Genomic DNA, 10,716 nt, shown 5'->3' with positions numbered 1-10,716 from the left:
GAAGCCGGATAACGAGATCACAGACTGTCTCGTGGGCTCGGAGATGTGTATAAGAGACAGGATTATGAGCTGTCTGGATCCTCGGTCGGTAGACTGCTTAAGTATAATGATCTCATCAAACCTTTCAAAGATATGTTGGATGCATCCGTTCTGTGAGCAGTGCTATGATCGGGGAATACTCGTGGAGACACAGGAGATTCACCATAAACTTCCTCTGAGTGAAGGGGGAACGCATGACCGGAGCAATCTGATTGCGTTGTGTAAGTCGTGCCATTCACAGATTCATGCGAAGCGTGGCGACCGCTGGCATGACCGGTAGGGGCGGTGTAAATCTCTACGCTCACAGCTCCTATAGAACGGCGGGTGGGTGTTGCGTGTGCAGTCGCGAAATGGAATATGGGGGTAGCTCACTGAAAATCCATTGACAAATCGTGAAATGATTATTATAATTTAAATGAAATTCGGCAAAATAATAAAATGCCGAAAAATATTTAAAAAATCATCACGAATTTGGATATACTGGAATTGAGGTGAGAAAGATGACAAAGACTGCACAGATTTCCAATGACCAAATGATTTTTTCAGTTCAAGAGCTGAAAGATAAAGGGTTTTCCTATTATAAAATCAATCAGATGGTTGACCAGGGGATCCTGATAAAACTGAATAAAAAGTATTATGAAAATGCAAATTTTGATGGTGAGGGATCGGATTTCTACTATGCCTATGCATTTGTACCAGACGGAGTAGTTTGTCTGCTGAGTGCAGCTGTGTATTATAATCTGTCTACTTATCGCCCGGATGCCATTGATGTAGCAATTCCGAGAAAAGCAAAGGTATCAACTCTACCGGATTGGCCGGAAGTAAATCTGTATTACTATACAGATGAAAGATTTGAACTGGGAATCACCGTAATTGAAGAGGGGACGAATCGTTTCCGCATATATGATATCGAAAAAACTGTTGTAGATATTGTGTTTTATCGAGAGAAGGTTGGGATTGAAGAAACAAAAGAAATTCTTACTAGCTATCTTAGAAGAAAAGACAGAAATATCAATCGGCTGGTGAGATATGCAGAGATGATGAAATGTGGAGATACCATGAAAAAATACCTGGAGGTATTGGTATAACAAAGGATAGTGGGTGTGATTTTTGCTATCCAGAAAAGGTCATGCTATTGACAAAAAGATTAAATATGATAAAATGCAACTAGAAAGTAGTTGCAGAGAAAGGGCTTTCTATATGAGTAAAATAGATAAAGCCAAAGAAAGGTTGTCTTTGCGCCCAAAGGATTATACCTATTCAGAGGCAAAGTACTTGTTATCACAACTTGGATTTGAGGAATTTAATAAAGGGAAAACATCTGGCTCAAGAGTTAAGTTCTACAGAGCTAGTGATCAGCGTATTATTTTATTACATAAACCTCATCCGGGAGATGAGATGAGTATTGGTGCAATAAAAGATTTGGCAACTCGTTTAGAGGAGATGGGTGAATTATGATGAACAATATGATGGAGTATAAGGGTTATCATACAAAGATTGAATTTGATGCGGAATCGATGACTCTAAGAGGAAAAATAGAAGGAATTAATGATTATGTTGACTTTGAAGCTGGGGATATTTCTAGCATTGAAGTTGAGTTTCATTCTGCGGTAGATGATTATCTAGAGTTTTGTAAAGAAGTTGGAAAAGATCCAGAGAAAGAATATAAAGGAACATTTAATGTAAGGATTTCACCAGAACTTCACAAGAAACTTGCGTTATGTGCCTTTAAGGATGGCTGTTCTTTAAATGCGGAGGTAGAAAAAGCAGTATATGCTTTTGTAGATAGTGATCAGTCACAAACGCGTGCTTTGGCAGAAAGTGTTAGAGATTTAACAGAAACAATTCGAATGGACAATTCTAGATATGTTAATGAAACTACAGTTAATAGTAAGAAAGTTATTCCATTTATGAATGTTAAACATACTTACAAGGATGAGGTGATATCGTTATGATTAGGAATCTTTCAGAGTATTTCAAACCTGAATTAGAAATATTTTTGGATACAGTTAGTTATAAGAGAATTGAAAAGTTAAATAATAATTGTGAGCAAGAGTTATCGCTCTTATGCCAAGATAATTTGAAAGTGATGACTAATGAGGACGGCGTTAGAATTATTGTAACGAGAACGTTGATGTTTGAACCAGAGGAGTTATTCGCATTGAATGTTTCTTTTGGTGCGGATTTGAAATTTAATGAACGAAAAGCAGAGCATGAATGGACAAAAATTAATCTTGCGGAAGAGTTCGGAGAAAATGGAGATTTTGTTACTGCTCAATTGATGAGTAGAATTTCACTGCTTATAGGACAGATTACAGCTTCATTTGGTCAGCAACCGCTTATTTTGCCTTCAGTAATTGCAAAAAAAGGAAAAACAGAATAAGAAAACTAGTATTTTTTTTCGACTTGTAGTTGTGGGATCGTGTAGAGATACATGGTCCTTTTATTATGCAAAAAAAGAGGAGGGATTCCGATGGCTGGAAGAAAGCCAAAGCCTACGGCAGTAAAGAAATTGGAAGGCAATCCGGGTAAAAGAAAACTGAATAGCAAAGAACCGGTTCCCGCAAAGGGAATACCTGCTTGTCCTGACTGGTTAATGCCGGAAGCAAAGAAGGAATGGGAACGCTTGGCTGAGCTAATGAACCAGATGGGTGTTCTTACAGAAGTGGATATGGCAGCGTTTGCTGCATATTGTCAGTCTTATGCAAGATGGAAGGAAGCGCAGGAGCATATTACCTCCGGTGGATCTACTTTTGAGACTGACACAGGATATCAGCAGCAGACACCCTGGGTTGGAATTGCAAATACCAATCAGAAGCTGATGTTGCAGGCTGCATCGGAGTTTGGATTGACACCATCCTCGCGAAGCAGAATTATTGCTGGTAACAGCAAAGCAAAGGAACCGGAGGATGAGATGGAGGCATTACTTGGGGGTGATAGTTAATGGCAAGGGAAATAAGGCCTAAGGATTATCCGAAGCTTAAGAATTATCAGCCCACAAGATTTATGCTTCCTACATCCCATTATGATAAGGCGAAAGCAGACAGGGCAGTTACTTTCATTGAGAATCTGTGTCATACGAAGGGTAAATGGGCGGGAAAGAGATTCTGGTTGTTACCGTGGCAGGAGCAGTTAATAAGAGATATCTTTGGAATTGTAAAGCATGATGGGAACAGACAGTTCCGTACAGCGTTTGTTGAAATATGTAAGAAGGTAGGCAAGAGCGAACTGGCAGCAGCTATTGCTCTTTATTTATTGTACGCGGATAATGAGCCGAGTGCTGAGGTGTATGGTGCAGCTGCAGACAGGCAGCAGGCATCCATTGTATTTGATGTGGCAAGGCAGATGGTGGAAATGTCACCTGCTCTTATGAAGAGAAGTAAGCTGATGTCAGCCACCAAGCGAATTGTCAATTATGGCAACGCTGGGTTTTATCAAGTGTTATCTGCGGAGGTTGGCAGTAAACATGGTTTTTCAATTTCGGGACTTGTGTTCGATGAAATTCATACACAGCCGAATCGTCAGTTATACGACGTGCTTACCAAGTACAGTTCAGATGCCCGTCAGAATCCGCTTCACTTCATAATTACGACTGCAGGTAATGACAGACATTCGATTGCTTTTGAGTTACATACCAAGGCAGTTGATATTTTGGAAGGCAGACGTGTGGATCCGACATTTTATCCGGTGGTCTATGGACTGAAGGATGATGAGGACTGGGAAGATGAAGCAAACTGGTATAAGGTAAATCCTTCTCTTGGATATACGGTGGATATTGAAAGACTTCGTGATGCATATCGCGAGGCAAAACAAAATCCCGCTGATGAGATTACGTTTAAGTGGCTTCGTATGAATATGTGGTTTAGCTCCACAACATCCTGGATACCTGATGCAATCTTTATGAAAGGCAATGAGCCTATTGATATGAGATTGTTGGAGGGAAGAGATTGCTATGCAGGTCTTGACCTTTCAAGTACTGGAGATATTACTGCTCTGGTACTTATATTTCCACCGAGAAATGCGAATGAGAAGTACATTCTGGTGCCGTTCTTCTGGGTGCCGGAGGAAACCATTCCGCAGAGGGTAAAGTCGAATTCGGTTCCTTATGATGTGTGGGAGAAGCAGGGTGATCTGTTGGCGACAGAAGGGAATGTGATTCACTATGATTTCATTGAGAAATTTATCTGTGATCTGGCTGAGAAGTATCACATCCTGGAAATTGCAGTGGACAGATGGAATGCGACTCATATGATTCAGAATCTGGAATATGCCGGATTTACAATGGTGCCGTTTGGACAGGGATTTGCAAGTATGAGTACACCGACCAAAGAATTTTACAGACTTCTTATGGAAGGTCAGATTGTTCATGCAGGACATCCGGTACTTCGATGGATGGCAGGTAATGTGGTAATCGAGACTGATGCTGCAGAGAATATCAAGGTTACCAAGGCAAAGTCAAAAGAGAAGATTGATGGAATTGTTGCTTCCATTATGGCTCTGGACAGATGTCTCAGAAATGAGGGTGAGCCACAGGGAAGTGTTTATGATGAGAGAGGATTATTGGCGTTTTAACGTCAGATAAGGTGATAGTGAGATATGGGATTATTCAATAGCATAAGCAGCATATTTCGGGGCAGGGATGCTCCCACTGATAGAACTTCCGGTAGTGCATATTCATTCTTTATGGGTGGAAGCACTTCGGGAAAAAGAGTAAATGAAAGAACGGCTATGCAGATGACGGCGGTGTACTCATGCGTGAGGATATTGTCGGAGGCGGTTGCCGGACTTCCATTACAGTTTTATAGATATACAGCAGATGGTGGTAAAGAGAAGGCGGTGGATCATACGCTTTATTTTTTGCTTCATGATGAGCCGAACCCGGAGATGACAAGCTTTGTATTCCGTGAGACTTTGATGACGCATTTGCTTCTTTGGGGGAATGCGTACAGTCAGATTATTCGAAATGCAAGGGGCGAGATTATTGCACTTTATCCGCTGATGCCTGACCGAATGACAGTCAATCGTGATGAGAACGATCAGCTTTATTATGAGTATTACATGAATACTGATGATGCTCATACTATGAAGGGTACGACAGTGAGATTGCAACCGCATGATGTACTTCACATTCCGGGGTTAGGCTTTGATGGTCTTGTGGGCTACAGTCCTATAGCAATGGCAAAAAATGCGATTGGTATGGCGATTGCCTGTGAAGAGTATGGAGCAAAGTTCTTTGCCAATGGTGCAGCTCCGTCTGGTGTGTTGGAACATCCGGGAACCATTAAGGATCCTTCCAGAGTGCGTGAGAGCTGGCAGTCAACCTTTGGTGGTTCTGCCAATGCCAATAAGGTTGCGGTTCTGGAAGAGGGAATGAAGTACACGCCGATTTCCATTAGTCCGAATGAAGCACAGTTTTTGGAAACAAGAAAATTTCAGATTGATGAGATAGCTCGAATCTTTAGGGTACCACCTCACATGGTCGGTGACTTGGAGAAGTCGAGCTTTTCTAATATTGAGCAGCAGTCGCTTGAATTTGTGAAGTACACTTTGGATCCCTGGGTGGCAAGATGGGAGCAGGCTATGGTCAGAGCCCTTCTTACCCAGGAAGAGAAGAAAACATATTTCTTTAAGTTCAATGTGGACGGTTTGCTCAGAGGCGATTACCAAAGCCGAATGAATGGCTATGCAACAGCAAGGCAGAACGGCTGGATGTCAGCTAATGATATCCGTGAGCTTGAAAACCTTGACCGCATTCCGGAAGAGGCCGGTGGTGATTTGTATCTCATCAATGGAAATATGACGAAGCTTGCGGATGCAGGAATATTTGCTGCAGGTGCATCTGAATCTACTGCTTCAGAGCCGGAAGAGACTCAAAGCAGGGATAAGCCACCTGAGCAGAGAAAGAGAGGATACAGTTAATGAAGAGAAAATTTTGGAACTGGATACAGAACCAGGATGAGAGCGGCTCTGAAATGAGAACGCTCTTTTTGAATGGGGAGATTTCAGATGAAACCTGGTATGGGGATGAAGTTACTCCAAAGATTTTCAAGGATGAGCTGAACATGGGTAAAGGTCCGATTTCAGTCTGGATCAATTCGCCCGGCGGTGATGTATTTGCTGCGGCTCAGATTTACAACATGCTGATGGATTATCCATACGATGTGACAGTTAAGATTGACGGGCTTGCTGCTTCCGCGGCATCTGTGATTGCTATGGCTGGAACTACGGTGGAAATGAGTCCTGTTGCAATGATGATGATTCACAATCCTGCGACTATCGCAATCGGAGATTCTGAGGAAATGAAGAAAGCGGTGAAGATGCTGGATGAAGTGAAGGAATCCATTATGAATGCTTATGAAATCAAGACAGGTCTTGCAAGAGACAAGATTTCAAAGCTTATGGATGCTGAGAGCTGGTTCAATGCGAAAAAAGCAGTTGAGCTTGGCTTTGCAGATAAGATCCTGTTCAGCGATGGACAGGGTGATGTAACTAATGATGCTGGTGAGGGAATGGCTGTTAGTGATGAGATGAGCGCTCCTGTGATGTTTTCAAGACAGGCGGTTATGAATTCCATGCTTTCCAAACTGATTCCACCTAAGAAACCAGTAGAGAAGCGTACTCCGGTAGATCAGCTGGAGAAGAGACTTAGATTGTTATCACATTAAGGGAGGAAACGAACAATGAGTAAGATTTTAGAACTGAGAGAGAAAAGAGCAAAGGCATGGGATGCTGCAAAGCAGTTTCTGTATGCCAAGAGAGGCGCAGACGGTTTGCACTCCGAGGAAGATACTGCGACCTACGACAAGATGGAGCAGGATGTTATGAATCTTGGTAAGGAGATTGAGAGACTGGAGAGACAGGTTGCCATTGATGCAGAACTTTCCAAGGCTACCAGCACTCCACTTACCGGTAAGCCTGGTGCTAAGATGGGGAAGGATGAGAAGGAAAAGAGTGGTCGTGCTTCTGATGAGTATAAGGGTTCGTTCTGGAATGCGATGAGAGTAAAGGCTCCGATGCCTTCTGTGCTTAATGCACTTCAGGAAGGTACTGACTCTGAGGGCGGCTATCTTGTACCTGATGAGTTTGAGAGAACTTTGGTGGAAGCACTTGAGGAAGAGAATGTATTCCGTACTCTTGCCCATGTGATTCGTACTTCCAGCGGTGACCGTAAGATTCCCGTTGTGGCATCAAAGGGTTCTGCAAGCTGGGTAGATGAGGAGGGTGCTTATCAGGAATCTGATGATGCATTCAGCCAGGTATCTATCGGTGCTTACAAGCTTGGTACCATGATTAAGGTTTCCGAAGAACTTCTTGCGGATAGCGTGTTTGACCTTGAAGCATATATTTCCAAGGAATTTGCAAGACGTATCGGTGCAAGAGAAGAAGAGTCCTTCTTCAATGGCGATGGCAAGGGCAAGCCGCTTGGTATTCTTGCAGCAGCCGGTGGTGCTGAGGTTGGTGTGACTGCAGCTTCTGCAACTGCCATTACTGCAGATGAGGTGATTGACCTTTTCTACAGCCTGAAGGCGCCTTACCGTAAGAATGCGGTTTGGTTACTGAATGATGCGACTGTGAAGCAGATCCGTAAGCTTAAGGATACTACCGGTCAGTATTTATGGCAGCCTTCTCTGGTTGCAGGTACTCCGGACACGATCCTTGGAAGACCTGTGAAGACTTCTGCATTCATGCCTACTGCGGCTGCCGGTGCAAAGACTATCGCCTTCGGTGATTTCAAGTATTACTGGATTGCAGACCGTCAGGGCAGAACCTTCAAGAAGCTGTCCGAGCTTTATGCTGCGAATGGTCAGGTGGGATTCATGGGAACTCAGAGAGTCTACGGTAAGCTTGTCCTTCCTGAAGCCGTGAAGGTGCTTCAGCAGAAACCTGGCTCAAGCTCATAAGGGTAACTGGTGATTGTGGGGAGTCGTGAAATGCGGCTTCCTTTTGTGTGAGGTGATGTTTGATGGCAGTAGTTTCATTGGAAGAAATGAAGAATTATCTGCGGGTGGACTTCGATGACGATGATGCACTGCTTGAGGGCATCATTGCTCAGAGTCAGCAGATTTGTATGGATGTGGCAAGGTTTACAGACCTTGAAGAGTTTGAAAAGCAGCCTGTGAGTAAGATTGCTGTGATGTATGCGGTGGCTTATCTTTATGAGCACCGTGAAGATGCAGACCATAAGGTACTTACGGTAGGACTTCGGGCTTTGCTGTTTGGAATTAGAACACCGGGATTTTGATGGGAGGGATTACTTTGAATGTGTCTTTAATGAATGAAAAAGTGACCTTCCAGAAGAATACTGTGATTACAGATTCTATCGGAAATCATAAGAACGGCTGGGAAGATTTCTATACCTGCCATACGACGATTGGTGGCGAGGGTATGGCAAGCTCCAAGGAAAAGGAAGAGGCAGGAACTATTGTTGAGGATGTGGGTATGACGGTAACGATTCGTTATTGCAGGAAGGCATCCGAGATTGGTTCCACTACTCACAGACTTATTTTCAGGGATGAGATTTATGATATCACGAACGTGGATCATATGAACTTCAAGAAGAAGTGCTTGAAATTCAGCTGCAGGAAAGTGAGGCGGTAAGCATGGCAACGGACAGATGCAGGATTGACCAAATGGCTCATGTCATTATGGAAGGTTTGCAGGAATACGCTGACCTTGCGACAGAGGATATGAAGGCCGCTGTGAAGAAAGCAGGCAATAAAGCCAAAAGTGATGTACAGGCAGGTGCTCCGGTTAAGACGGGTAAGTATAAAAAGAGCTGGGCTGTAAAAACGACCAAGGAAAATGCAAACGCGATGGAAGTCACGGTGCATTCCAGGAATCGTTATCAGCTGGCTCACCTGCTTGAGTTTGGACATGCCAAGCGTGGTGGTGGCAGAACGAGAGCCTTTCCGCATATCGCTCCGGCAGAAGCAGCAGCAGCAGAACTTTTGGAAAAGGAAGTAGAGAAAGCTTTGAAGTGATTCGCAGAGGTGATGTGAATGGAAGAACTGGTTCAGATTATTCAGGAAATGCAGATTCCCTTTGCCTATGATCACTTTGCGGAGGGAGAAAGTCCTGAACCGCCATTCATTTGTTATCTGATTCCGGGCAGTGACAATTTTGCTGCTGACGGAAGAGTGTATTTCAAATTGAATGAGGTCAGGATTGAGATGTACACAGATTTCAAGGATCCTTCTTTGGAATCGAGAGTAGAGGATGTCCTGGATGGACATGAGATTTTTTATAACAAGTCGGAAACATGGATCCAGAGCGAGAAGCTTTATGAGGTCATGTATGCCTTTGAGATGTAAACATCTCAAGGCATGCCGCCGGCGGATGGCAGAAATGCACAAAGGAAGATGTCAGCTAAAGCTGACGTGCATTTCGCCGCAATTTTGCCGAGGAAAAATCGATTTTATGAAATGGAGGGTTTGAATAATGGCTAATAATAAGGTCAAATACAATCTTAAGAATGCGCATTATGCGATGCTTCAGACAAGTGAGGAAGGTGTAGTTTCCTTCGGCACTCCTGTTGCATTACCTGGTGCGGTTTCGATTTCTCTGGATGCCAATGGTGAGCCGGAGAACTTTTATGCAGATGGTACTGCGTATTATGTCATCAATAACAACATGGGTTATGACGGTGATCTGGAACTTGCGATGATTCCTGAGGATTTCAGGGTAGCTGCTTTGAATGAGACTCTGGATGATAACAAGGTTCTGATTGAGGATGCGAACTCGGAGTTGAACAGATTTGCTCTGTTGTTTGAGTTTGATGGAGATGTGAAGCACATCCGTCATGTCCTTTATAACTGCTCTGCAAGTAGACCTGGTATCGAGGGCAAGACAAACGAAGAGAGCAGAGAGGTTCAGACGGAAACGCTTACCATCAAGGCAACACCACTTCCGTCTGGTGTGGTTAAGGCTAAGACCGGTAATGAAACAGACAGTACGGTTTATGCCGATTGGTACAAGGCGGTTTACATGCCAACCATTACCGGTGTGAACACAGATGCGGAATAAGATGTGGTGATGGGCTCCGGGCAAATGCTTTGGAGCCTTGATTTTACTACTTAGGGGACTATGAGTACGGTGTACAAGGGTACACGAGTTATGAATTGGAGGTAATGCTAATGAGCATGATTAAGAATATTGAAATTGATGGAAAGCAGGTGCCTTTTAGGGCAAGTGCTGCGATTCCGAGAATATACAGAATGAAGTTCCAGAGGGATATCTACAAAGATTTGGCTTCTTTGGAGAAGGCGATTGACAGCAACAGCGAAGAGGTGAGCAATTTGGATTTGTTCTCTCTGGAGATGTTTGAAAACATTGCCTATGTGATGGCAAAGCATGCGGATCCGAATATTCCTGATACACCGGAAGAGTGGCTGGATGCATTCAATACTTTTTCTATTTATCAGGTGCTTCCAAAGATTATTGAGCTTTGGGGATTGAACGTCAGATCGGATGCTGAGGCTAAAAAAAACTTCGTGCAACAGACCGTCCGATGACAACACCGCTGTTTCTTTTAAGATGTGTTCAACTGGGTATCTCGATTCGGGATTTGGATCTTTTGACCATCGGAATGGTGAATGGCCTGTCTCTTATACACATCTCCGAGCCCACGAGACAGTCTGTGATCTGGTATGCCGTCTTCTGGTTGTAAAACGGGGGGGG

Annotated in this window: 16 protein-coding genes; all 16 read left to right on the top strand. The window is 43.6% G+C overall.

Annotated elements, in window-relative coordinates; all coding sequences use genetic code 11:
• The first annotated feature begins 43 nt into the window (after nucleotides 1-43).
• The 16 genes from ACTNES_RS16775 (at nucleotide 44) to ACTNES_RS16700 (ending at nucleotide 10,550) form a co-directional block, all read left to right on the top strand.
• The gene (locus ACTNES_RS16775) at nucleotides 44-319 is read left to right on the top strand and encodes an HNH endonuclease signature motif containing protein (RefSeq protein WP_441040159.1); all 276 of its coding nucleotides are present in this window, start codon (nucleotides 44-46) and stop codon (nucleotides 317-319) included.
• Between the two features lie 220 nt (nucleotides 320-539).
• Nucleotides 540-1,127, top strand: coding sequence for a type IV toxin-antitoxin system AbiEi family antitoxin domain-containing protein (locus tag ACTNES_RS16770; protein WP_441040158.1), 588 nt, complete (start codon nucleotides 540-542; stop codon nucleotides 1,125-1,127).
• 112 nt (nucleotides 1,128-1,239) lie between these two features.
• The gene (locus ACTNES_RS16765) at nucleotides 1,240-1,497 is read left to right on the top strand and encodes a type II toxin-antitoxin system HicA family toxin (protein ID WP_441040157.1); all 258 of its coding nucleotides are present in this window, start codon (nucleotides 1,240-1,242) and stop codon (nucleotides 1,495-1,497) included.
• Nucleotides 1,494-1,994 (top strand): type II toxin-antitoxin system HicB family antitoxin, encoded by a 501-nt coding sequence (locus tag ACTNES_RS16760; protein WP_441040156.1) that lies wholly within the window; start codon nucleotides 1,494-1,496, stop codon nucleotides 1,992-1,994. Before ACTNES_RS16765 ends, ACTNES_RS16760 begins: the two co-directional genes overlap by 4 nt.
• Nucleotides 1,991-2,422 (top strand): hypothetical protein, encoded by a 432-nt coding sequence (locus ACTNES_RS16755; RefSeq protein WP_441040155.1) that lies wholly within the window; start codon nucleotides 1,991-1,993, stop codon nucleotides 2,420-2,422. Before ACTNES_RS16760 ends, ACTNES_RS16755 begins: the two co-directional genes overlap by 4 nt.
• Nucleotides 2,423-2,512: 90 nt before the next feature.
• The gene (locus ACTNES_RS16750; RefSeq protein ID WP_441040154.1) at nucleotides 2,513-2,983 is read left to right on the top strand and encodes a phage terminase small subunit P27 family; all 471 of its coding nucleotides are present in this window, start codon (nucleotides 2,513-2,515) and stop codon (nucleotides 2,981-2,983) included.
• Entirely contained in the window at nucleotides 2,983-4,611 is a 1,629-nt protein-coding gene (locus ACTNES_RS16745; RefSeq protein ID WP_441040153.1) for a terminase large subunit, read from the top strand. The genes ACTNES_RS16750 and ACTNES_RS16745 overlap by 1 nt, the downstream gene beginning before the upstream one ends.
• A gap of 24 nt (nucleotides 4,612-4,635) precedes the next feature.
• Nucleotides 4,636-5,958, top strand: coding sequence for a phage portal protein (locus ACTNES_RS16740; RefSeq protein WP_441040152.1), 1,323 nt, complete (start codon nucleotides 4,636-4,638; stop codon nucleotides 5,956-5,958).
• A complete protein-coding gene (locus ACTNES_RS16735; RefSeq protein WP_441040151.1) occupies nucleotides 5,958-6,704 on the top strand; it encodes a head maturation protease, ClpP-related in 747 nt (248 codons plus the stop codon). Before ACTNES_RS16740 ends, ACTNES_RS16735 begins: the two co-directional genes overlap by 1 nt.
• A gap of 15 nt (nucleotides 6,705-6,719) precedes the next feature.
• Nucleotides 6,720-7,940: a phage major capsid protein gene (locus ACTNES_RS16730; RefSeq protein ID WP_441040150.1), complete on the top strand. Its 1,221-nt coding sequence runs from the start codon at nucleotides 6,720-6,722 to the stop codon at nucleotides 7,938-7,940.
• Nucleotides 7,941-8,002: 62 nt separating this feature from the next.
• Nucleotides 8,003-8,281 (top strand): head-tail connector protein, encoded by a 279-nt coding sequence (locus ACTNES_RS16725; protein ID WP_441040149.1) that lies wholly within the window; start codon nucleotides 8,003-8,005, stop codon nucleotides 8,279-8,281.
• 20 nt (nucleotides 8,282-8,301) lie between these two features.
• Nucleotides 8,302-8,637: a phage head closure protein gene (locus ACTNES_RS16720; protein ID WP_441040160.1), complete on the top strand. Its 336-nt coding sequence runs from the start codon at nucleotides 8,302-8,304 to the stop codon at nucleotides 8,635-8,637.
• Nucleotides 8,638-8,639: 2 nt separating this feature from the next.
• Nucleotides 8,640-9,020 carry an HK97 gp10 family phage protein gene (locus ACTNES_RS16715; RefSeq protein ID WP_441040148.1) on the top strand — a complete coding sequence of 127 codons (381 nt, stop codon included), beginning with the start codon at nucleotides 8,640-8,642 and terminating at the stop codon, nucleotides 9,018-9,020.
• 18 nt (nucleotides 9,021-9,038) lie between these two features.
• The gene (locus ACTNES_RS16710) at nucleotides 9,039-9,350 is read left to right on the top strand and encodes a hypothetical protein (RefSeq protein ID WP_441040147.1); all 312 of its coding nucleotides are present in this window, start codon (nucleotides 9,039-9,041) and stop codon (nucleotides 9,348-9,350) included.
• A gap of 127 nt (nucleotides 9,351-9,477) precedes the next feature.
• A complete protein-coding gene (locus ACTNES_RS16705; RefSeq protein WP_441040146.1) occupies nucleotides 9,478-10,062 on the top strand; it encodes a major tail protein in 585 nt (194 codons plus the stop codon).
• Between the two features lie 110 nt (nucleotides 10,063-10,172).
• Nucleotides 10,173-10,550: a hypothetical protein gene (locus tag ACTNES_RS16700; protein ID WP_441040145.1), complete on the top strand. Its 378-nt coding sequence runs from the start codon at nucleotides 10,173-10,175 to the stop codon at nucleotides 10,548-10,550.
• The last annotated feature ends 166 nt before the right edge of the window (nucleotides 10,551-10,716 follow it).

It is taken from the genome of Blautia sp. HCP3S3_D9 (genome assembly GCF_052063845.1).
Classification (GTDB): Bacteria; Bacillota; Clostridia; order Lachnospirales; family Lachnospiraceae; genus Blautia_A.
The sequence above is the reverse complement of the archived record's forward strand: the minus strand, read 5'-3'. Positions and strand labels throughout refer to the sequence as shown.